Raw genomic sequence first — 21,013 nt, forward strand, 5'->3', positions numbered from 1 at the left:
CGTAGCCCTGAATGGATCCATGTTCGGGCGGTAATCGCACTAATCTCTGGGCGGGATGCCACTTCGAAGAACAGATCGAGAGCAGGTACACTGCCTGCATTGGATCCAATCAAGAGGTCGCCATGAGCGGTGCAGGGCAGCGGGTATTGAGCGTGTTGCGCAAGATGATTGCCGATGGCGAGCTGCCTGGCGGCGAGCGTGTTGCCGAGATCCCCACGGCTGAGCGCCTGGGGGTTTCGCGCATGCCGGTGCGCATGGCGTTCCGCGCGCTGGAGCAGGAGGGCTTGCTGATCCGCCAGGGTGCTCGGGGTTTTGCCGTGCGCCAGGTCACGGCCGAGGGTCTGGCCGGAGCGGTGGAGGTGCGCGGGGTGCTGGAAGGCCTGGCGGCACGACAGGCCGCCGAGCGCGGGGTCGCTCCGGCGCTAAAAGCTGTCCTGCTGGAGTGTCTGCTGCAGGGCGATCAGCTGTTCGCCAAGGGCCATGTCAGCGAAGAGGATCTTGCCGAGTATCACGACATCAACAAGCGCTTCCATCAGGCGATAGTCGAGGCCAGCGGCAATCCGGCCATCGCTGCGGCATTGGCGCGCAATGATCAGTTGCCGTTTGCCTCGGTCAGTTCCCTGGCGGTGAATCGCAACAACCTGGCCCAGGAATATCGCCGCTTCAATTTTGCCCACATGCAGCACCATGCGGTGGTGGATGCCGTGCTGGGCCAGCAGGGCGCGAGGGCCGAGGCGATCATGCGCGAGCACGCCAATGCGACCTTGGGCTATGCCCGCCTGTTTGGGGCGGCCAATGGCATGGCGGCCGAGGGGATGAAGATCATTCAGTGAGGCGGCTGCGCAACGCTGCTCAGGCGCCGCGGTAGAGCCGGTTGAGCAGCGACAGCAGTTGCTCGCGCTCCGCGGCGTTCAGTGCGCTGGTGGACTCCAGGTCGCTTTGCCGAACCACTTCCTTGAGCTGCTTGAGCAGCTGCTCGCCGCCCTTGCTGAGGAACAGGCCGTAGGAGCGCTTGTCCGGATTGCTGCGCACGCGCATGGCCAGGCCGCGGGCCTCCAGCTTGTTGATCATCAGCACGGCCTGCGGTGGCTCGATCGCCAGCGCCTTGGCCAGGTCTGCCTGCATCAGCCCCGGCGACTGCTCGATGATGCTCAGCGCGGTGAACTGCGCCGGGCGGATGTCGTGCTCCTCCAGCCGGCTGGTGAGGTGCTGGGTGAGCTTCATCTGCACGCGCCGCATCATGTAACCCACCAGGTTGTTCAGCGCGCTGTCGAGTGCCTCCGAGGCAACCGGGGGCGGCGTGGTTTTGGGCTTGCGCGGCATGGGACTGTCCTGTTCCTGTCGATATGATTAAGCATTGTAATGATTTGCCCGGCTTATGCCCAGCCGCTGCACGCCGGAAAAGCGTGGTCTGCGCCGCGCCCTTGGTTATTCACGCGCCAATCCTGTCTGGCTATGCGCGGTATGGTCCGGTCTGCGCTGCGCTCTTTGATGGATGTCGGATTTTAAAATAATAGTTAATTGACATAACTAAATTGACCGCTTAGTTTGACACCACCAAACAGACAAACGAGGCGTGTGACATGAGTAGCTACGAAGGCCGCTGGCAAACCGTGAAGGTCGAAGTGGAAGCGGGGATTGCCTGGGTGATCCTCAACCGACCGGAGAAGCGCAATGCGATGAGCCCGACCCTCAACCGCGAGATGGTCGAGGTGCTGGAAACCCTGGAGCAGGACGCCGATGCGCGCGTGCTGGTGCTGACCGGCGCCGGCGAGTCGTGGACTGCCGGCATGGATCTCAAGGAGTACTTCCGCGAAGTCGACGCCGGCCCGGAAATCCTCCAGGAGAAGATCCGCCGCGAGGCCTCGCAATGGCAGTGGAAGCTGCTGCGCATGTACACCAAGCCGACCATCGCCATGGTCAACGGCTGGTGCTTCGGTGGCGGCTTCAGCCCGTTGGTGGCCTGCGATCTGGCGATCTGCGCCGACGAGGCGACCTTCGGCCTGTCCGAGATCAACTGGGGCATCCCGCCGGGCAACCTGGTGAGCAAGGCCATGGCCGACACCTGCGGCCACCGCGAGTCGCTGTACTACATCATGACCGGCAAGACCTTCGGTGGGCAGAAGGCCGCGGCCATGGGCCTGGTCAACCAGAGCGTGCCGCTGGCGCAGCTGCGTGAAACCACCATCGAGCTGGCCAACAACCTGCTGGAGAAGAACCCGGTGGTGCTGCGCGCCGCCAAGATCGGCTTCAAGCGCTGCCGCGAGCTGACCTGGGAGCAGAACGAGGATTACCTGTACGCCAAGCTCGACCAGTCGCGCCTGCTCGACACCGAAGGCGGCCGCGAGCAGGGCATGAAGCAGTTCCTCGACGACAAGAGCATCAAGCCCGGCCTGCAGGCCTACAAGCGCTGAGCCTCAGGGCTGGGCCGCGGGCCTAGCCCTCAACATTTTTATCCGAGGTGTTCCATGTTCGACGTGCCCCTGCTGATCGCCGGCCAGGCTTGCCCGGCTGCCGATGGCCGTACCTTCGAGCGGCGCAGTCCGTTCACCGGTGAGGTGGTGTCGCGGGTTGCCGCAGCCACCCTGGAAGATGCCGATGCGGCAGTAGCGGCGGCCCAGGCTGCTTTTCCTGCCTGGGCCGCGCTGGCGCCTGGCGAGCGGCGCCTGCGCCTGCTCAAGGCCGCCGAGCTGATGGAGGCGCGCTCGGCCGAGTTCATGGGCGCTGCCAGCGAGACTGGCGCGGCGGCCAACTGGTACGGCTTCAACGTGCAACTGGCCGCCGGCATGCTGCGCGAAGCGGCGGCGATGACCACGCAGATTCTCGGCGAGGTGATCCCCTCCAACGTCCCCGGCAGCTTCGCCATGGGCCTGCGCCAGCCGTGCGGCGTGGTGCTCGGCATCGCGCCGTGGAACGCCCCGGTGATCCTCGGCGTGCGCGCCCTGGCCATGCCGCTGGCCTGCGGCAATACCGTGGTGCTGAAAGCCTCGGAGCTGAGTCCCTTCACCCACCGCCTGATCGGCCAGGTGCTGCACGAGGCCGGGCTGGGCGACGGTGTGGTCAACGTCATCAGCAATGCTCCGGAAGATGCGCCGGCCATAGTCGCGCGGCTGATCGCCAACCCGGCGGTGCGTCGCGTCAACTTCACCGGCTCCACCCATGTCGGGCGTATCGTCGGCGAGCTGGCCGCGCGTCATCTCAAGCCGGCGCTGCTGGAGCTGGGCGGCAAGGCACCCATGCTGGTGCTGGACGATGCCGACCTGGACGCCGCGGTGGATGCGGCGGTGTTCGGCGCCTACTTCAACCAGGGGCAGATCTGCATGTCCACCGAGCGCCTGATCGTCGACGCCAAGGTGGCCGATGCCTTCGTGCTCAAACTGGCCTTCCGCGTTGCCAAGCTGCGCGCCGGCAACCCGCAGGATGGTGGTGCGGTGCTCGGTTCGCTGATCGATGCCGCCGCCGGCCAGCGGATCAAGGCGCTGGTGGATGATGCTGTGGCCAAGGGCGCCTGCCTGGTCGCCGGTGGCGAGCTCGACGGTAGCATCATGCAGCCGGTGCTGCTCGACGAGGTAACCACCGAGATGCGCCTGTACCGCGAGGAGTCCTTCGGCCCGGTGGCCGTGGTGCTGCGCGGCGAGGGTGACGAAGAGCTGCTGCGCCTGGCCAACGACTCGGAGTTCGGCCTGTCGGCGGCGATCTTCAGCCGCAACGTGTCGCGCGCCCTGGCGCTGGCCCAGCGGGTCGAGTCCGGTATCTGCCATATCAACGGGCCGACTGTGCACGACGAGGCGCAGATGCCCTTCGGCGGGGTCAAGTCCAGCGGCTACGGCAGCTTCGGCAGCCGCGCTTCGATCGAGCATTTCACCCAGTTGCGCTGGGTGACGGTGCAGAACGGGCCGCGTCATTATCCGATCTGATGGCGTGTAGCGGGGCGCTGCGCAAGCGCCCCGGTTGGATTAGAACAAGAACAATCCGTGCGCCCGGAGCAGGATGCGAATATCCCTCCGCAGGCGTCGCAACAGAGGAAAGGCGAAGTGAATGTTGAATCCATGGCGCAGCGGCCGGAGCCGGTGCGCTATCGCCAGGTTGCCATCGGCCATCCGCCGGTGACCATCAGCCCCGGCGCCGACGGGGTTATCTACCTGCGCCCCGAGGAGCCGTTGCAGGCCATGCCCGAGCGCCTGCTCGAGCGCCTGCTGCAATGGGCCGAGGTGAAGCCGGAGGCGACCCTGGTGGCCGAGCGGGCTGCCGATGGCAGCTGGCGGCGCATCAGTTATGCCGAGATGCTGCGCAACGTGCGCGCGCTTGCCCAGGCGCTGCTGGGCTACGGGCTGTCCGCCGAGCGGCCGCTGGTGATCCTCTCCGGCAATGACCTGGAGCACCTGCAGCTTGCCTTCGCCGCCCTGTATGCCGGCATTCCCTATTGCCCGGTGTCGCCGGCCTACGCGCTGCTGTCGCAGGATCTGGCCAAGCTGCGGCATATCTTCGACCTGCTGCAGCCGGGGCTGATCTTCGCCGCCGATGCGCAGCCGTTCCAGCGCGCCATCGAGACGCTGACGCCGGTCGCCACGCCGCTGATCTTCACCCGTGGTGAACTGCCGGGGCGCAGCAGTCTGGCCTTTGCCGAGCTGCTGGAGCAGGACGACTGCAGCCAGGCCGATCAGGCCTTCGCCGCAACGAACGCCAACAGCATCGCCAAGTTCCTCTTCACCTCCGGTTCGACCAAGCTGCCCAAGGCCGTGCCCACCACCCAGGGCATGCTCTGCGCCAACCAGCAGATGCTCCTGCAGACTTTTCCCGAGTTCGCCGTGGAACCGCCGGTGCTGGTCGACTGGCTGCCGTGGAACCACACCTTCGGCGGTAGCCACAACGTCGGCATCGTCCTGTACAACGGCGGCAGCCTGTATATCGATGGCGGCAAGCCGACCCCGCAGGGCATGGCCGAGACCCTGCGCAACCTCAAGGAAATCGCGCCGACCGCCTACCTCACCGTGCCCAAGGGCTGGGAGGAGCTGGCCGGCGCGCTGGAACGCGACGCCGAGCTGCGGAGCAATTTCTTCAGCCGCATGAAGCTGTTCTTCTTCGCCGCGGCGGGCCTGTCGCAAAGCGTCTGGGATCGTCTCGACCGGCTGGCCGAGCAGCACTGCGGCGAGCGCATCCGCATGATGGCCGGGCTGGGCATGACCGAGGCTTCGCCGTCCTGCACCTTCACCACCGGGCCGCTGTCGATGGCTGGCTACGTCGGCCTGCCGGCGCCGGGTTGCGAGGTCAAGCTGGTGCCGCTCGAGGGCAAGCTGGAAGCGCGCTTTCGCGGGCCGCACATCATGGCCGGCTACTGGCGTTCGCCACAGCAGACCGCCGAGGCCTTCGACGAGGAGGGCTTCTACCGCTCCGGCGATGCACTGAAGTTCGCCGATGCCCAGCAGCCGCAACTGGGGCTGATGTTCGACGGGCGCATCGCCGAGGACTTCAAGCTTTCTTCCGGCGTATTCGTCAGCGTCGGCCCGCTGCGCAACCGCTCGGTGCTGGACGGTTCGCCCTACGTGCAGGATGTGGTGGTGGCCGGGCCGGATCGCGAATGCCTGGGCCTGCTGGTATTCCCGCGTCTGCCTGAGTGCCGGGCGCTGGCGCAGCTGGAGGCGTCGGCCAGCGATGCCGAGGTGCTGGCCAACGACGTGGTGCGAACCTGGTTCGCCGAGTGGCTGCAGCGCCTGAATCGCCAGGCCACTGGCAATGCCAATCGCGTGGAATGGATCGTCCTGCTGCAGGAACCGCCATCCATCGACCGTGGCGAGATCACCGACAAGGGCAGCATCAACCAGCGCGCCGTGCTGCAGGTGCGCGCCGCCCAGGTGGAGGAGCTGTACCGTGGCAGGGAAGAGCAGGTGATCCGCTATGAGGTGGCGCCATGATCCAGCCGGGCGGGCTCTATTCGGCATTTGCCGATACGGCGCTCCTGGATGCGGTGCGCACGCCCTGGGTCGATTGTGGCGGGGCGTTGGCGCAGGTCTCGCCCATCGACCTGGGGATCAAGGTCGCGCGCGAGGTGTTTGCCCGCGCGGCTGTCGATCCGGCCGCGGTGCAGTGCGTACTAGCCGGTTCCATGGCCCAGGCCAGCTTCGATGCCTACATGCTGCCACGCCATATCGGCCTGTACAGCGGCGTGCCGCAGGCAGTGCCGGCGCTGGCCGTGCAGCGCATCTGCGGTACCGGCTTCGAGCTGCTGCGCCAGGCCGGCCTGGAGCTGGCCGGCGGTGCCGAGCTGGCGCTGTGCGTGGCGGCCGAATCGATGTCACGCAACCCCATCGCCGCCTACACCCACCGCCAGGGCTTTCGCCTGGGCGCGCCGGTGGAGTTCAAGGACTTCCTCTGGGAGGCGCTGTACGACCCGGCGCCGGGGATCGATATGATCTCCACGGCGGAGAACCTGGCCCGTACGTACGGCATCAGTCGCGAGCGGGTCGATGCCTTCGCCCTGGCCAGTTTCGAGCGGGCCCTAGTGGCGCGTGAGCTGCCCTGGTACGCCGAGGATCTGGTCAGCGTGGTGGCCGAGCGCTTCGAGCTGCCCGGCTACCAAGCACGCGGTATCGAGCTACCGCGCGGCGTCGAGGCGGTCACCGCCGACAGCCATCCGCGTGGCACCAGCCTGGAGTCCCTGGCGCGGCTGCGCCCGGTGCATGCCGGCGGCGTGCAGACGGCCGGCAACAGCTGCGCGGTGGTCGACGGTGCGGCGGCCGCTCTGGTCGGGCGCGAGTCCACTGCCACGCGCCCGCCATTAGCTCGTCTGCTGGCGGTCAGCGCAGTGGGTGTGGCGCCCGAAGTGATGGGCATCGGCCCGGTCGACGCGATCCGTCTGCTGCTGAGTCGCAGCGGCCTGCAGTTGGACGACATCGACCTGTTCGAGATCAACGAGGCCCAGGGCGCGCAGGTGCTGGCGGTACAGCAGGAGCTGGGGATCCGGGATGCGCGTCTCAACCGCTGCGGCGGCTCTATCGCCATCGGCCATCCGCTGGCGGCCACCGGCCTGCGCCTGTGCATGACCCTGGCTCGCCAGCTGCAGCAGGGCAGGCATCACTATGGTGTGGCCGCAGCTTGTATCGGCGGCGGGCAGGGCATGGCGGTGCTGCTGGAGAACCCGCAGTTCATCAGCCGCTGAGCGCCATCAGGGGCGTCGTTGCAGGGTGCAGCGGGGCGATTCGCCGAACAGCTCGCGGTAGCTTTCGGCGAAGCGTCCCAGGTGCCAGAAGCAGCGGCGCATGGCGATTTCCGCCACGGTGGTGTGTTCCGGCGAGGCATTCAGCAGGTCGCGATGGGCGGCGTTGAGGCGGCGCAGGCGCAACCAGGCCGTGGGCGCGAGGCCGGTGTATTGAAAGAACGACTGCTGCAGCTGGCGAACCGACACGCCCGCTGCCTTGGCCAGTTGCAGGACGTTGAAGATGTCTTCCGGGTAGGCGTTAGTCAGCTCGAAGACGCGGTTGATGATCTTGCGGTTCTGTGTGAGGCGCCGCTGCTGGCGCTGATCGGAAATGGGCAGCGAGCACTCGAGCACGTATAGACAATCTTCGACCAGTTGCTGCGACAGGTCCTGCCCCCCCGAGGGCGCTTTCGCGTCAGCCAGTTTGTTCAGGGTCTTGCTTAGCCAGGAGCCGAACAACTTGGCCTGCGGCGACCGTAGCGGAAAGAGCGCAAGCTCTTCCAGCACCTCCTCCGGATAACGAGTGCCGAGCCGATCGAGGTCGATCACCACAGCGGTTTCCCGATAATTCTCCGGAGTGATCCAGGTATTGCGACTCTGGCTGTCGAGCAGATAGAGCGTGTCGCCGCTCAGGTCGAAGCTGAACACCAAGGCATTGGCGGGAGCTTGGAAATACTGCTCCACGCGCGTGTTCATGCGCTCTTCATAGGCGGCGATTCCGTCCATCTGAGCATGCACGATGCGGCCTTGGAAGCGCCCGGCAGACATTTGCGCGTACTGCTGATCCCAGCCACCAATGGCTGTGCGCTGCTGCTCGACATCGAGGGTGTCGAACACCTGGACCGATACGGGAGCGTCCACGGCTCTTCCTCTGCAATTAAAGTTAATACAGTTAACTATAATGCACAATATCAGGGCGTTTACCTATGCGCAAGATGGATAGAAATAGCGGCGGGCAAGGATAATCATCGGTTCCGTAGGTGCTTACGGACATGCTCTCGGCATATCGGTTGCACATACAGATAATTTAAATAACAAAAATGAAAGCGGCTTTTCTGCCATTCCAACGAATAAGAACGGAGCGGAAGTGCATGAACAAGAGAGAAGGGTATCTGCTCGGCGGGTTGCTGCTGGGCCTGTCGTTACCGGCCGGCGCCATCGAGCTGAATGATGATTTTTCCCTGGGTCTGGTCGTCACCGCCTTGAGTGACTACCGCACCGGTGGCGTCTCCCAGACCTTGGGTGATCCGGCACTGTGGGTCGATGCCAGCATCAATCACTCAAGCGGACTGTACGTCGGCGTGTTCACCTCCAACGTCGATTTCGGCACCGACACCAATCGCGAGTACGACTACTACGTGGGGATCGCCCGCGACCTGACCGAGGACATCAGCGCGACGTTGACCTACTACGAGTACGACTACCCCAAGGACAGTGAATTTAACTACGGGGAGTGGATCGGTACGCTGAGCGCATACGGCGCCACTGTTGGCATGAAGTACACCAAGGAAGTGAAGCCGTTTAGCGATGATCGCAACGTGCTCTGGCTCGGCTACAGCTTCGACCTGCCCTACGAAACCAGCCTTGACCTGCGTTACGGTTACAGCGACGCCAAGGACGACATCTATGTCTCCGGCGACGGCTCTGCACGTAGCACCTACTACGACTGGGAAGTGGGGCTGAACAAGTCGCTGCTCGGCCTCGACTGGCGCCTTGCCTATATCGATACCGACCTCTCCAAGGCCGAGTGCGCCTCGGTGAACGGTTACGACGATCTGTGTTCGGCAACGCTCGTGGCGTCGGTGGCCAAGTTCTTCTGACCTCCTTCCATCTCGACCTGTATTCAAGGCACGACTCATGTACAGACAACGCTTCAACAGAGCAATCAAGCTCGGCACCTGCGGCCTGACTTTGCTGGCAGCGACCGCCGCGATGGCAGCCCAGGACATTCCCGGCCAGGAAGTCAGCGAGGCGCCAGCGCGCACCTGGCAACCTTTCTGGGGCAAGCGCCTGACAGGCTACGTGAAGGCCAAGGACGGCACCGAGCTGCGCTATTCGGTGCTGCTGCCGAAGGGTGAGGGCAAGTTTCCGGTGCTGGTGCGCTATAGCGGCTACGACTCCGGCAGCATCGGCGGCGCGGCCTACCTGGCCGACGACGAGACCTTCTCCGTCGACCTAGACAAGCAGTTGGTGGCGCAGGGATACGCGGTTATGGGCGTGCAGGCGCGCGGCACTGGCTGCTCCCAGGGCACCTTCGATTTCCTCGGCCCGGCCTATGGTACCGATGGCCGCGATGCCATCGAATTCGCCGCCAGTCAGAGCTGGTCCGACGGCAATGTCGGCATGTTCGGCTGGTCCTGGTCGGGCATGTCGCAGCTGATGACCGCCTCAGAGCGTCCGCGTGGCCTCAAAGCCATCGCACCGGGCATGGTACTGGGTGACGCGCGTGGCGACAGCTGGGCGCCGGGCGGCGTACCTGCACCGGAGTTCGTCAGCGGTTGGCACTGGTATCTCGATCAGCGCTGGGCTGCCGTGCGCACCAGCGCCGAGAGCGAGAACGACCAGCGTTGCCTGGCCCAGCTGGCCGAGAACCAGGCTGGCGTGCTAAAGCACTCGCTGATGTACAACCTGATCCGCCACCCGCTGCGCGACGACTGGACTAAGCTGCGCAGCCCGCGCGACCGCACGCACCTGATCCAGGTGCCGGTGCTGTCCTTCGCCGCCTGGCAGGACGAGGCGGTGATGGCGCGCGAGGGCTACTACCAGGAAACCCTTGACCCCGAGAAGCTATGGCTGGTGCAGAGCAACGGCCCGCACGATCTGTACGAGTCGCTGCAGTTCCGCGACAAGCTGGTGGCGTTCTTCGACCACTTTGTTAAAGGCCGCGACAACGGCTTTGAGCGAAATCCGCATGTGGAAATCTGGCAGGAGACGGCGTCCAGCCAGCGCGACGATCCGCATCAGCTCAACGAGCAGGCCAAGCCCGGCTGGGTGATCACCCGCCAGCGCTTCCCGGTGCAGGTCGAGCCGGTCTCCTTCGCCCTCGGCGCCGGAGGCACTCTGGTGGAGGGTGGCAAGTCCAGCGGCGAGCCGGACGAGTATGACTACCCGGTGGCCGGCCCGGACGTGAACACCTACGAGGTGGACAACGCCTGGGGCGAGCTCAAGCACGGCTGGAAGAATGGCAGCCTGGCCTACACCAGTGCGCCGCTCAAGCGCGACCTGGTCACCCACGGCCCGGGCAGTGCTGATCTGTGGCTGTCCACCCCGCTGGGCCCGGATCTGGATGTGCAGGTGACATTGACCCAGCTGCTGCCCGACGGGCAGGAGGTCTACGTGCAGCGTGGCTGGCTGCGCATGTCGGCGCGTGCCCTGGATGAAGAGCGCTCCACGGTGCTGCGCCCCTGGCTGCAGGACGAGCCCGATGGCGTGTTGCCGATGCAGCCCGACCAGCCGGCACTTGGGCGCGTGGAACTGTCGCCGTTCGGTCATGTGTTCCGTGCCGGCTCGCGCCTGCGCATTTGGATCGATGCGCCGGGCCGTACCGGTGGCTACGGCTTCGACACCTTCTCCCTGGCGGCGCGAAACAAGGTGCTACATGACGCCGAGCACCCCTCGCAACTGGTGTTGGGCGAGCTGACGGGCGTCAAGGTGCCGGTGGCGCAGCCGGCCTGCGACAGCCTGCTCAAGCAGCCCTGCCGGCCCGATCCATTGCAACAGTAACTTCAGGCAGTCGGGCCTGGTGGCCCGGCTGCAACCCTTTCAAGACAGTCTGTAGGAGTACAACCCATGAAAATTGGTACGAACAATCATCGCAGCACCCTGTTGGGTCTGGTCGGCGCCGCGGCGCTGCTGTGCATCGGCCAGAGCGCGCTGGCTGCGGAGCTGAAAGAAACCAAGGCGAACCGCATCAACAGCGAGCTGGTGATGCAGATCAACGTCAAGCTGGGCCCGGAAGAGGACATGGGCAAAGGGCCCGACGGCCATCGCATTAACTACCCGATCATTGGCGGCACCTTCGTCGGCAAGGGCGTCAAGGGCACGGTGGTGTCTGGCGGGGCTGACATGTCGGTGGAACGCAACGACGGCGTGACCCTGATCAGAGCCCTGTACCGCCTGAAGACCGACGACGGCCAGATCATCATCATCGACAACGCCGGCATCTGGCGCCCGACCGCCGAAGGCCTGGCAAAGCAGGCCAAGGGCATCGAGCTGGTGGAGAGCGACTACTACTGCCGCACCTCGCCGAAGTTCAACACCCAGCCCGGCAAGCATGCCTGGCTCAACGACTATGTCTTCGTTGGCACCATCGACGACGTCAGCGCGGACGAAGTGTTGATCGGCGTCTACAAGATGGACGGTCTGTAAGCGTTGCTCCTGGCCAGCCGGGCGCAGCCCGGCTGGCTGCTTTCTGTGTGTCGTGCATTGCCATTACAAGAATAAAACCGAGGTTCAAATGTCCAGTTCACCTGCCTCTTCGCACCGCTCGCTGCGGACGATCGGGCTCTGTTTCATCGTTGCTCTGCTCGAAGGCCTGGATCTGCAGGCGACCGGCGTTGCCGCGCCACACCTGGTACGCGAGTTTGCCCTGGACTCGGCGGCACTGGGTTGGGTGTTCACCGCCGGCCTGATCGGGCTGCTGCCCGGTGCCGTGGTGGGTGGGTGGCTGGCCGACCGCTTCGGACGCAAGTGTGTGTTGATCTCCGCCGTCGTCCTGTTTGGCTTGTTCTCCCTGCTCACTGCGCACAGCTCCTCCTATGAGCAACTGATTGCGGCGCGCTTGATCACTGGGCTGGGTATGGGCGCTGCGCTGCCGATTCTGATAGCGATGTCATCTGAGGTAGCCACTGCCGACCTGCGCAATATGGCGGTCAGCTTGACGTATTGCGGTGTTCCCTTAGGCGGAGCCTGCGCAGCGCTGATCGGTATGTTCTCCGTCGGTGGCGAATGGAGGCTGGTGTTCTATGTTGGTGGCATTGTTCCGTTGTTCGTTGCTGTGTTGCTCTTGATCTGGCTGCCTGAGTCGAAGACCTCTGGCCTGCAGAGGTTGACGCTGGCAGAGAGTGCCAGTGAACTGTTCGGCCGCCGTCGTGGTTTCACCACTCTTCTACTATGGTGCAGCTGCTTCTGCACGTTAACGATCCTCTACATGTTGCTGAACTGGCTGCCAACATTGCTGACCGAGCGCGGTCTTAGCCGTCTCGATGCTGCGGCCATTCAAGTCCTCTTCAATCTTGGTGGGGTAGGTGGTTCGTTGGTTGCGGGCCGACTCATGGATAAAGGGCGCTCCATGTTGGCTGTATTACTGGCCTATCCGGGCATGCTTGTAGCTCTCGCTGCATTGGGCCAAGCCGAGTTGCTGCAAGCTATGTACTTTGCAGGTCTTTTGGCTGGTGCTTGTGCTGTGGGGGGGCAGCTAATTCTCTATGCATTGGCCCCGCGTATTTACCCTGGCGACGTTCGGGCCACAGGAGTAGGTGTGGCTGTGGCCGTAGGGAGATTGGGTTCAATGAGCGGGCCGCTATTGGCGGGGCAGATGCTTGCAGGTGGAGCGGGGGTGAGTGGTTTGCTGCTTGCTGCTTCACCGATAGTGCTGCTGGCGGCTGGTGCGGCAGCGACGGTGCTACAGCGAGATTAGGCCGTCGTAGTGTAAGAGTTGCGCGGCTGGCTAATTCGGTTGGTTGCGCTCGCAGCCCTCAGCGGCTATTTGGATCTCCCCATTGCTGCGTCTTGCGTCAGAGACGGCGATGGCTAAGAGCTGGAGCAGTCATACTGGAGTCAAGCTGACTCATATTCGGTATCACTAAACCAGGATGGCTTAGTCATCCTGGTTCGCGTGTCGACATGGATGTGTGGGGCTCCATTCAGCGCGTCCTGTTTGTGTCGGGACCTCCCGTTCACCAAGAATCGCCTGCCGCTTACGTTGCTATGCCTCTGGTCAGGATCTGCTGATGCTCTAGACTTCTCGCACCGCCCGCCGGCCGTGCATCGGGCAAGGAATCGGTCGGGCAGGGTAGCCTTTAGTGAGCCGCGGGCCTCAGTCGGCCTCAGCTCTGTTGAGGATTTTGCTGAACTCTGGCGAGACGGCTTGTCTTGAGTGGCTATTAACGGCCAATAGGCGACGCTCATCAGGATGTGGTCACTGACCAGGTTGAATCCTCTCGCGCCATTGATAAATGTGAATGAGCCCTTCACGAAGGCGGATCATCATCCAGCCTTCTGTTCCGATGAGGCTCATTACCATGCGCAAAAGTAGCCCCCAAACCACCTATGAATTGCTTTCTGCGGCGGCAAGAAGAGCCCCTCAGGCCATAGCCATCCGGTTCATTGACGACCTCCATAACATTGGTGCTTCGTCGGTTCAGACGTTTGAGCAGCTAATGCACTGCTTGCACAAGTCCATAGACATGATGAGAAGCCTCTCGGGCAAGGAAAAGCCTGTGGTCTCGCTTCTCCTTCCGAACATCCCCCAAGCTCAGGTGATTCTCTGGTCTGCCGAAGCAGCGGGGATCGCCAACCCTCTCAACCCCCTCCTAAATGAGGAGGCGCTTTTCCAGCTTATGTCGCGGGCAGAGACAGATCTGATCTTTTCCGTTGGCCCGATGTCAGGGAGCGACGTGTGGGAGAAGACTCAGCGGGTGTCTGCTCGACTACCCAATCGGCCTCTCTGCATTTCCGTTAACACTCGTGGTGGTGAGTTGCACTATGACGCTGATGTTCTGAGCTATAGCGACCTGCCTCCGACCGAGGGAAGCTTGCCGGTGCCTCATGATAGCGCCGCTTACTATCACACCGGAGGCACGACAGGTACGCCGAAGCTCGCTTGCCATACACATGCGAACCAGACAGCGGCGGCTCTTGCGGTGATTGAAAGCTTGCAGATCACAGGGGGCGATATCGTGATAAATGGTCTTCCCATTTTTCACGTGGCTGGTGCCATCGTTAATAGCTTGGCCATCCTGGGGGCTGGAGGCCAACTGGTGTTACCCACAATGGCGGGCTTCAGAAATCCTGCGGTCATCCAGAGTCATTGGCGTTTGATTGACGAACTAGATGTAACCATCAGCAGCGGCATTCCTACATCTATGGCATCGATGCTGGATGCCCCGCTCGGGATGGCTGATATCAGTACTCTACGTTTCCTGCTTACTGGTGGTGCCCCTGTCCCATATAGGCTTCATGAGCTGGCTCAAGAGAAAGTGGGGCGGCAGCTCTATCAGGCATATGGAATGACTGAGAGCAGTGGGGTGATTGCATTACCTAGGCTAGACCGAGCACCTGTATGGGGAAGCGTTGGCCATGTCGTGGCTCCCGTGGAGGCTCGGATCGAGGGTGGTGAAATATATGTCCGAAGCCCGATGGTGTTTCCCGGCTACCTTGGAGCTAACTCCCCATTAACACCTGATGGTTGGCTTCGAACTGGTGATTTGGGACATCTGGATGAGGAGGGCAACCTGTTCATCACTGGACGGGCTAAGGATCTGATCATCCGCAGTGGGCATAACATTGATCCTGCGCTTATCGAGGGCTGCCTGGAGCAGCATCCTGCTGTAAGCATGGCAGCGGCAGTTGGCATGCCTGATGAGTATGCAGGTGAGTTGCCGGTTGTTTTCGTGCAGCTGAGAGTAGGCGCAGCGGTTTCTGGCGAGGATCTGCAAGACTATGCAATGACACATATTGCGGAGCGTCCTGCATGCCCCAAGAGGGTCGTCATCCTAGATGCTTTGCCGGTGACTGCGGTCGGCAAGGTATTCAAGCCGAAGCTGCGTGAGGAAGTCACAGAGACGCTGCTATCTGAGCTGCTGATGCGGCAGTGCGAGCGCATTGGCATCAAGGCAAGTCACACTACCAGTGGCCAGTTGGTCGTCCAACTATGGGATGTCCCCGCAGGCGAGGAAGAGTGGTGCCGCGACCAGGTTCAGCGGCTCAATTTGCATGTGGAAGAGCTACTGTTGAGCTGACAAGGGTATTTGCTTCTTGATGCGAGATAGAGATGCCGGCTCTATACCCAAGTAACTTGCTAGGTGGTACTGCGGCACGCGTCTAGCCAGCCATGCTTGGTGCTCCAGCAGCCAGAGATAACGCGCTTCGCTGTTTAGGGTCAGCAGCATGGCCTCGCGCTCCTCGTTGCGCAGCATGATCTCTCTGATGTAACGGTTGAGGAGCATTTGTAGTTGCTCGCCGAGGCCATGGTGTTCATCAAATATGCTGAGTGGCAGAGCTGCTAATTGGCACCTCTCCAGCGCAGCAATTGTGTAAGCACATGGCTGTTTCTTGAGAAAGGAGCTGAGTGAGCCGACTAGCTGTCCCTCATGAAAGAACGCCTTATTCCATTCTTTGCCGCTAGGTGTGGAGTAGTAGTAGCGGGCCAACCCTGAAAGCAGGACATAGAAATGGGTGGGGAGTTGGCCCGCTTTGATAACACATGCGTCTTTTTCGACCTCGCTGTACCGGGCAAGCGCGAGGAGCCGCTCATGCGTGGCGGGCTCGGAGATTCCTAGGTTCATCAGTTGCTCTCGAAGGGCAAGCTTGCCGTCGATTGGCTGCATGTTGAGTCACCTGTGTATTGAGCCGTTTATGAGCGCGTTTGTATGGCTGAGCATGGCTCTCAATGTGATGGCTCGCATCGTGTCGGCCGGCAGGCAGGCAGCTATGAGGTTGCAGCACGGAGAACCTGCTCGATAGACATCCTCAATCTGGATCATCGACTAAATTCAGATGACAGTCGATCTCGATGATATGATGATGATCATATAAAGATTTCTACCAATCACTCCGGAGGAGATTGTCATGCGTTACACCACCTTGGGCCGCCGAACCGGCCTCCGCGTATCTCAGCTGGCACTGGGCACTGGCAATTTTGGTACTGGCTGGGGGCATGGCGCAGAGCGTGCCGAAGCGCAGAAAATTTTCGACGGCTATGTGGATGCGGGCGGGAATTTTTTTGATACCGCGAATGGCTACCAGGCGGGGCAGGCCGAAATTCTGCTCGGCGAGTTCATCGCATCTCAGCGCGACGATTTTGTAGTGGCAACCAAGTACACGATGGGTACGACGCCGAGCGATGGTATTGGGCGCACGGGCAACAACCGCAAGAACATGATTCGCTCGGTGGAGGAGAGTCTCAAGCGTCTCAACACCGACCATATCGACCTACTTTGGGCGCACATTTCTGATGGCGCTACGCCAATCGACGAGATTATGCGTGCGTTTGATGACCTCGTTAGCGCTGGCAAAATCCACTACGCCGGACTTTCCAACTTCCCAGCCTGGCGAATTGCACGTGCTGATCTGCTGGCAGAACTGCGGGGCTGGGCGCCCCTTGCAGGAATTCAGGTCGAGTACAGCCTTGCTGAGCGCACCGCAGATCGTGAACTACTGCCGATGGCCGAGGCTCTCGGCCTTGCAGTTACCCAATGGTCACCTCTCGGTGGCGGTTTCCTTACTGGGAAGTACCGCGCCACGACTGAAGAAACACGAGCAAGCAAGCTGGGCATCCTGGTTCATGGGGAAAAGAGTGCGCGGGAAACAGCAATTCTGGATGCGCTCTTTACCGTGGCGTCCGAGCTTGGCAGCACCCCGACTCAAGTGGCCGTTGCATGGCTTCTCCACAAGGCGAGTCGTTCCAGCACAGCCCTAATTCCGATTCTTGGTTCGCGCACCCGTGAGCAGTTCGACGCCACCCTTGGTGCGCTAAGTGTGGAGATGAGCGACGAGCAATTCGAGCGCCTCAATGCAGCAAGTGCCGTTGAGCTTGGCATTCCTCATCAGCAGGTCGTCGAGATGTTGCCTGCACTGTCCGGCGGGCGTGACATTCGCTCTTCCATCATTCCGGTTATTTGATTTCTTAAGGAGACTCCAATGAAAGCTGTACGTTTTCACCAGACTGGTGGCCCTGAGCAACTGATTTATGAAGATGTTCCGACTCCTCAACCAGCAGCCGGTGAGGTGCTGTTGCGAGTCAAAGCTGCGGGCGTGAACTTCGCAGACGTCATGCGCCGCCGTGGTGAAAATTATCCTGAGCCCACGCCGCTGCCTTTCATTTTGGGTTACGAGATGACTGGGGTGATTGAGGCGCACGGAGAGGGTGTTACCACCCCGCCTGTAGGCACAATGGTATTCGTGGCTTCTGCTAACGGGGCCTATGCGGAATATGCAGTGGCAAGTGCTGATCAGCTCATCCCCGTGCCGGCAGGGATCACGCCAGAGCAGATGACAGCACTGTTTGTGCAGGGCGTGACTGCATATCGGAGTCTTGTAGATGCTGTTCGGCTCCAGAAGGGCGAAACCATCCTCGTTGAAGCGGCGGCGGGTGGGGTAGGGTCACTTATCGTGCAACTGGCTAAGAGCATGGGTGCAGGCAGGGTGATTGCCGCCGCCAGTAGCCCAGCTAAGCGTGAATTGGCGCTGAGCCTTGGTGCTGACCACGCGGTTGATTACACGCTCCCAGGTTGGGATGAGCAGGTCAGAGCGCTGACTGATGGGCGCGGCGTCGATGTGGTCATGGAAATGGTGAGCGGCCAGGTCTTGCCGGCAGCACTCAGATCTCTTGCACCATTTGGTCGGATGGTAGTTTTCGGCGGTGCCGAGAGCGCTCTCAGCACTATAGATACGGGCGATCTGGTGTTCTCCAACCGAAGCATCCAAGGGTTTAGCATCGCTCAATACTTCGAGCGCCCCGACATCCTGGGAGAGACTTTGGGTGAGCTAATCAAGCTGGTTCTCGGTGGCAAATTGCAGATCCAGGTGGGCGAGGTGTTGCCCTTGTCAGATGCGGCTGAGGCTCATCGTCTGATCGAGGCAAGAAAGACCACAGGAAAGGTTGTTCTGAAGCCATAAAGGTGTCTCCCCAGGCGCAGTGAAGCCCCAGCCGATTGTCTGGGGCTTTTTTGTGTGCGGGGATAGGAGCCGGCACCAGTGTCTGCTCCCGGCCATGTTCGACGAGGCGAACCCAATGCTTGAAAGATTGCTGAGCCGTAGGCCCAAGGGCCTGGATGAGATGCTCCAAGATGCCTTCTTGAGTTGATCGCTAGCGCCTGGCAGACGTGCTTGCTAGGCCAAGCGAGGAGAGCGAGGCTAGCTACGTTCTCGCATCAAAGCGCTTTGCCCACTGTTGCTTGCGGGCATGCTCCACCAGTAGGTCAACAAATACTCGGGTCTTGGCTGGTAGTAACTTCTGGCTAGCGAAGTACAGCGAGATTGGCCCTGCGTCGACATACCAGTCGGGAAGGACGCGTTTCAGGGCGCCGCTCTCCAAGTGCCCGAGTACATCAGGTATCGCCAACAACGCGACACCTAAGCCCATAAGGGCGCTCTGACAAAGCGCCTGTGGGTCGTTGACCAGTAGGCATGGATGCAACTCCAGAGCGGCCTGCTGTGACTTTAGGCCTTGTAGTGTCCAGCTACGTACTTTGCCGCTTCGCATGGAGCGCATGGCTAGATGATCAAGGCTATTCAGTTGCTCAGGGCGGCGCACCTGTGGGCGCCCCGATAGGTAATCCGGCGTCGCTACTAACACGAGATGAGCGGGAGCAAGATCCCTGGCTACAACTCCAGGTGAAAGCTCAATTCCTCCGCCGATGGCGGCATCGAAACCACCGGAAATCAGCTCCACCTGACGATTATCGAAATGCCATTCAGGTGTCACGGCCGGGTACTTTTTCATGAACTGCGGCATCAGCGGCATTAGGTAGTCGCGACCAAATGCTGGGGCAGCTGAAATGCGGAGTACACCAGCAGGCTCCCCTGCATTGCTGGTTAGATCTGCAATGGCAGCCTGAATGGTCTCCAGCCCACCTCCTACAGTGTTGAGGAAACGCTCACCTGCTTCAGTCAGAGTGAGACTGCGTGTGCTACGTAGGAACAGGCGAACGCCAAGGTTGCTTTCCAGCTGGGCAACATTCCGGCTTACCGCAGCGGGAGTAATGCCAAGGCGTCGTGCTGCGGCAGAAAAACTGCCGTCCTCTGCGCTGCGCACAAAGGATTGCAGATTGGCCAGCGTTTCCATGGCTTTACCTTCAAGTAATAGTTGAAAGTGATTCTAGCTACTACCGACTACTGGGTGAGAAAAGAAAAGGGCTTCATAGGCTCACCAATCACCCACTTGAGGTACTAAGCATGAGCCACACAATTCTCCCTCTTACCGGAAAAGTCGCCATCGTCACTGGCGGCTCTCGCAGCATTGGTGCTGCGATTGCCAAACGTCTGGCCGCCGATGGCGCCACCGTTGCCATTACCTACAACGCTTCAGCGGATCGAGCCACAGCTGTGGTTGATGCAATCAACGCCGCAGGTGGAAACGCCATTGCGTTGGCTGCTGACGCAGGCAACCCAGAGGCTGTGCGTGCAGCCGTGCAGCAAGTTGCCACGCTCTTCGGCAAGGTCGACATTTTGGTCAATAATGCCGGCATCAGTGTTCTGGGCGCACCTGAAGACATCTCTTTCGAAGACTTCCAGCGCATTCTGGCGGTGAATGTCACTGGTGTATTCGTGGCCACCCAAGAGGCTCTTCAGTACATGGGTAAAGGCGGTCGAATCATCCACATCGGTAGCTCCATGGTGCAGCACGCTGCTTTCGGTACTGCCTCTGCCTACACCCTGACGAAGGGAGCTGTGGCTGGCTTCAGCCGTGGGCTGGTACGGGATCTTGGGCCTCGCGGTATCACAGTGAACACTGTGAATCCTGGGCCTACTGACAGTGACATGAACCCGGCTGACGGCCCGGTTGCTGACTTCGTTCGACCCAACATTGCCGTGGGTCGATATGGAGAAGGCAAGGACATCGCCAGTGCTGTCGCATATCTGGCTAGCTCGGAAGCTGGATTCGTAAGCGGTGCTGAGCTGCTTGTCGACGGCGGCTTCACCGCTTAAGGAGGCACAGCATGAGCATCGGAATCATCGGAGCAGGCGGCATTGGTAGCGCCATCGCTCGACTGCTTGTAGGCGCAGGATTGAAAGTCGTTATCTCTAATCGCCGTGGCCCTGAAAGCCTCAAGCAGCTAGTGGACGAGTTAGGGGCCAATGCGCGAGCTGTCAGCACCAAGGAGGCGAGCGAGGCTGAGGTTGTATTCCTAGCAGTGAACTGGTCGAAGATACCAGCCGCTGTCGAGGAACTGGGGCCGTGGAACGGTCGCATCGTCATCGATACCAATAACCCAATCGAGGCTCCGCTATTCAAACCATTCCCGTTGAATGGCAAGCCTTCGACGCAGTTGATCGCAGACATGCTGCCGGGTGCCAAGGTGGTGAAGGCATTCAACCATCTGTCTCCGGCCTTGCTGGAAAGCCCTGGCTCCGAAGGTGGTAAGCGCGTGCTGTTTCTATCTGGCGAGCATGTCGATGCGAAGCGGAAAGTTGTTGAGATGATTAATCTGCTTGGGTTCCACGGCATTGATCTCGGTGACCTGGAGCAAGGCCAACTTGCTCAATTCCCTGGCGGGCCGCTTCCTGGTCTTAATCTGGTAAAGCACGGCTGAGATATGGTGAACGCCTTACCGGTGCTGGTCGTAAATCAGCACCGGCAGGGCTTCCTCCAGGCAAAGAGCAGGTTTCCCCAAAGGCAGCTATTGGCTGTGGACTCAACCGGTCGACGCAACAGCGTGGTTAAAGCACTCGGCAGGGGTCGAGTATCCCAGAGTCTTTCTGGGGCGCTCGTTCAGCTGCCGAGCGACTACATCCAGCTCATCCTGCGAGTAGAGCGAGAGATCCATTCCCTTCGGAAAGTACTGCCGTAGCAGGCCATTGGTATTTTCATTCGTCCCTCGCTGCCAGGGATTTTGCGGATCGCAGAAATAGACCTGGATGTCCGTCGCCAGGGTA

General features: G+C 61.3%; 19 protein-coding genes. 14 read left to right on the plus strand and 5 right to left on the minus strand.

From position 1 onward, the window contains the following. The first annotated feature begins 122 nt into the window (after positions 1-122). A complete protein-coding gene (locus tag IP89_RS15325) occupies positions 123-833 on the plus strand; it encodes a GntR family transcriptional regulator (RefSeq protein ID WP_043310459.1) in 711 nt (236 codons plus the stop codon). A 19-nt stretch (positions 834-852) separates the two neighbouring features. Here IP89_RS15325 and IP89_RS15330 read toward each other — a convergent pair whose 3' ends face one another. Beyond that, positions 853-1,323, minus strand: a complete 471-nt coding sequence (locus IP89_RS15330; protein ID WP_043310460.1) for a MarR family winged helix-turn-helix transcriptional regulator — start codon at positions 1,321-1,323, stop codon at positions 853-855. A 260-nt stretch (positions 1,324-1,583) separates the two neighbouring features. Here IP89_RS15330 and IP89_RS15335 point away from each other — a divergent pair, with 260 nt between their 5' ends. From IP89_RS15335 to IP89_RS15350, 4 genes are all read left to right on the plus strand, one after another. Beyond that, positions 1,584-2,414 carry a p-hydroxycinnamoyl CoA hydratase/lyase gene (locus tag IP89_RS15335; RefSeq protein ID WP_043310461.1) on the plus strand — a complete coding sequence of 277 codons (831 nt, stop codon included), beginning with the start codon at positions 1,584-1,586 and terminating at the stop codon, positions 2,412-2,414. A gap of 54 nt (positions 2,415-2,468) precedes the next feature. Beyond that, on the plus strand, positions 2,469-3,917 hold the full coding sequence (locus IP89_RS15340) for an aldehyde dehydrogenase (protein WP_043310462.1): 1,449 nt from the start codon (positions 2,469-2,471) through the stop codon (positions 3,915-3,917). A 132-nt stretch (positions 3,918-4,049) separates the two neighbouring features. After that, positions 4,050-5,912, plus strand: coding sequence for a feruloyl-CoA synthase (locus IP89_RS15345; protein ID WP_043310463.1), 1,863 nt, complete (start codon positions 4,050-4,052; stop codon positions 5,910-5,912). Next, on the plus strand, positions 5,909-7,156 hold the full coding sequence (locus IP89_RS15350) for a thiolase family protein (protein ID WP_043310464.1): 1,248 nt from the start codon (positions 5,909-5,911) through the stop codon (positions 7,154-7,156). The genes IP89_RS15345 and IP89_RS15350 overlap by 4 nt, the downstream gene beginning before the upstream one ends. 6 nt (positions 7,157-7,162) lie before the next feature. Here the strand turns inward: IP89_RS15350 and IP89_RS15355 are convergent, their stop codons facing one another. Then, positions 7,163-8,032: a helix-turn-helix domain-containing protein gene (locus tag IP89_RS15355; protein WP_256203153.1), complete on the minus strand. Its 870-nt coding sequence runs from the start codon at positions 8,030-8,032 to the stop codon at positions 7,163-7,165. Between the two features lie 254 nt (positions 8,033-8,286). Here IP89_RS15355 and IP89_RS15360 point away from each other — a divergent pair, with 254 nt between their 5' ends. From IP89_RS15360 to IP89_RS15380, 5 genes are all read left to right on the plus strand, one after another. After that, positions 8,287-9,015, plus strand: a complete 729-nt coding sequence (locus IP89_RS15360; RefSeq protein WP_043310466.1) for a TorF family putative porin — start codon at positions 8,287-8,289, stop codon at positions 9,013-9,015. Between the two features lie 37 nt (positions 9,016-9,052). After that, a complete protein-coding gene (locus IP89_RS15365) occupies positions 9,053-10,918 on the plus strand; it encodes a CocE/NonD family hydrolase (protein WP_052081108.1) in 1,866 nt (621 codons plus the stop codon). A 66-nt stretch (positions 10,919-10,984) separates the two neighbouring features. Beyond that, complete coding sequence (locus IP89_RS15370) at positions 10,985-11,563, plus strand: DUF3237 domain-containing protein (RefSeq protein WP_052081109.1); 579 nt, start codon at positions 10,985-10,987, stop codon at positions 11,561-11,563. 88 nt (positions 11,564-11,651) lie between these two features. Next, positions 11,652-12,833, plus strand: coding sequence for a 3-(3-hydroxy-phenyl)propionate transporter MhpT (mhpT, locus tag IP89_RS15375; protein WP_043310467.1), 1,182 nt, complete (start codon positions 11,652-11,654; stop codon positions 12,831-12,833). A gap of 604 nt (positions 12,834-13,437) precedes the next feature. Beyond that, entirely contained in the window at positions 13,438-15,156 is a 1,719-nt protein-coding gene (locus IP89_RS15380; protein WP_043310487.1) for an AMP-binding protein, read from the plus strand. Here the strand turns inward: IP89_RS15380 and IP89_RS15385 are convergent. Further along, a complete protein-coding gene (locus IP89_RS15385) occupies positions 15,142-15,744 on the minus strand; it encodes a Crp/Fnr family transcriptional regulator (RefSeq protein ID WP_043310468.1) in 603 nt (200 codons plus the stop codon). The two genes, IP89_RS15380 and IP89_RS15385, sit on opposite strands and share 15 nt — an antisense overlap. A gap of 241 nt (positions 15,745-15,985) precedes the next feature. Here IP89_RS15385 and IP89_RS15390 point away from each other — a divergent pair, with 241 nt between their 5' ends. Continuing rightward, positions 15,986-17,038, plus strand: coding sequence for an aldo/keto reductase (locus IP89_RS15390; RefSeq protein WP_043310469.1), 1,053 nt, complete (start codon positions 15,986-15,988; stop codon positions 17,036-17,038). Positions 17,039-17,056: 18 nt separating this feature from the next. Then, a complete protein-coding gene (locus tag IP89_RS15395) occupies positions 17,057-18,034 on the plus strand; it encodes a quinone oxidoreductase (protein WP_043310470.1) in 978 nt (325 codons plus the stop codon). 241 nt (positions 18,035-18,275) lie between these two features. Here the strand turns inward: IP89_RS15395 and IP89_RS15400 are convergent, their stop codons facing one another. Beyond that, positions 18,276-19,202: a LysR family transcriptional regulator gene (locus IP89_RS15400; RefSeq protein WP_043310471.1), complete on the minus strand. Its 927-nt coding sequence runs from the start codon at positions 19,200-19,202 to the stop codon at positions 18,276-18,278. Positions 19,203-19,312: 110 nt separating this feature from the next. Between IP89_RS15400 and IP89_RS15405 the strand changes: the two genes are divergently transcribed. Next, positions 19,313-20,065, plus strand: a complete 753-nt coding sequence (locus IP89_RS15405) for a 3-oxoacyl-ACP reductase family protein (RefSeq protein WP_043310472.1) — start codon at positions 19,313-19,315, stop codon at positions 20,063-20,065. Positions 20,066-20,076: 11 nt separating this feature from the next. After that, on the plus strand, positions 20,077-20,670 hold the full coding sequence (locus tag IP89_RS15410) for an NADPH-dependent F420 reductase (RefSeq protein WP_043310473.1): 594 nt from the start codon (positions 20,077-20,079) through the stop codon (positions 20,668-20,670). A gap of 102 nt (positions 20,671-20,772) precedes the next feature. Here IP89_RS15410 and IP89_RS15415 read toward each other — a convergent pair. After that, on the minus strand, positions 20,773-21,013 hold a 241-nt coding region (locus tag IP89_RS15415; protein ID WP_043310474.1), incomplete at its 5' end, for an IS30 family transposase.

The sequence above is a fragment of the Pseudomonas sp. ML96 genome (assembly GCF_000761545.1).
In the GTDB taxonomy this organism is placed as follows: Bacteria; Pseudomonadota; Gammaproteobacteria; order Pseudomonadales; family Pseudomonadaceae; genus Aquipseudomonas.

Bases quoted from the DNA above. Each gene is read 5' to 3' on its own strand.
- IP89_RS15395 (WP_043310470.1), top strand. From the start codon at position 17,057: ATGAAAGCTGTACGTTTTCACCAGACTGGTGGCCCTGAGCAACTGATT.
- IP89_RS15325 (WP_043310459.1), top strand. From the start codon at position 123: ATGAGCGGTGCAGGGCAGCGGGTATTGAGCGTGTTGCGCAAGATGATT.
- IP89_RS15350 (WP_043310464.1), top strand. From the start codon at position 5,909: ATGATCCAGCCGGGCGGGCTCTATTCGGCATTTGCCGATACGGCGCTC.
- IP89_RS15385 (WP_043310468.1), bottom strand. From the start codon at position 15,744: ATGCAGCCAATCGACGGCAAGCTTGCCCTTCGAGAGCAACTGATGAAC.
- IP89_RS15400 (WP_043310471.1), bottom strand. From the start codon at position 19,202: ATGGAAACGCTGGCCAATCTGCAATCCTTTGTGCGCAGCGCAGAGGAC.
- IP89_RS15380 (WP_043310487.1), top strand. From the start codon at position 13,438: ATGCGCAAAAGTAGCCCCCAAACCACCTATGAATTGCTTTCTGCGGCG.
- IP89_RS15390 (WP_043310469.1), top strand. From the start codon at position 15,986: ATGCGTTACACCACCTTGGGCCGCCGAACCGGCCTCCGCGTATCTCAG.
- mhpT (WP_043310467.1), top strand. From the start codon at position 11,652: ATGTCCAGTTCACCTGCCTCTTCGCACCGCTCGCTGCGGACGATCGGG.
- IP89_RS15365 (WP_052081108.1), top strand. From the start codon at position 9,053: ATGTACAGACAACGCTTCAACAGAGCAATCAAGCTCGGCACCTGCGGC.
- IP89_RS15330 (WP_043310460.1), bottom strand. From the start codon at position 1,323: ATGCCGCGCAAGCCCAAAACCACGCCGCCCCCGGTTGCCTCGGAGGCA.
- IP89_RS15360 (WP_043310466.1), top strand. From the start codon at position 8,287: ATGAACAAGAGAGAAGGGTATCTGCTCGGCGGGTTGCTGCTGGGCCTG.
- IP89_RS15335 (WP_043310461.1), top strand. From the start codon at position 1,584: ATGAGTAGCTACGAAGGCCGCTGGCAAACCGTGAAGGTCGAAGTGGAA.
- IP89_RS15410 (WP_043310473.1), top strand. From the start codon at position 20,077: ATGAGCATCGGAATCATCGGAGCAGGCGGCATTGGTAGCGCCATCGCT.
- IP89_RS15405 (WP_043310472.1), top strand. From the start codon at position 19,313: ATGAGCCACACAATTCTCCCTCTTACCGGAAAAGTCGCCATCGTCACT.
- IP89_RS15370 (WP_052081109.1), top strand. From the start codon at position 10,985: ATGAAAATTGGTACGAACAATCATCGCAGCACCCTGTTGGGTCTGGTC.
- IP89_RS15340 (WP_043310462.1), top strand. From the start codon at position 2,469: ATGTTCGACGTGCCCCTGCTGATCGCCGGCCAGGCTTGCCCGGCTGCC.
- IP89_RS15345 (WP_043310463.1), top strand. From the start codon at position 4,050: ATGGCGCAGCGGCCGGAGCCGGTGCGCTATCGCCAGGTTGCCATCGGC.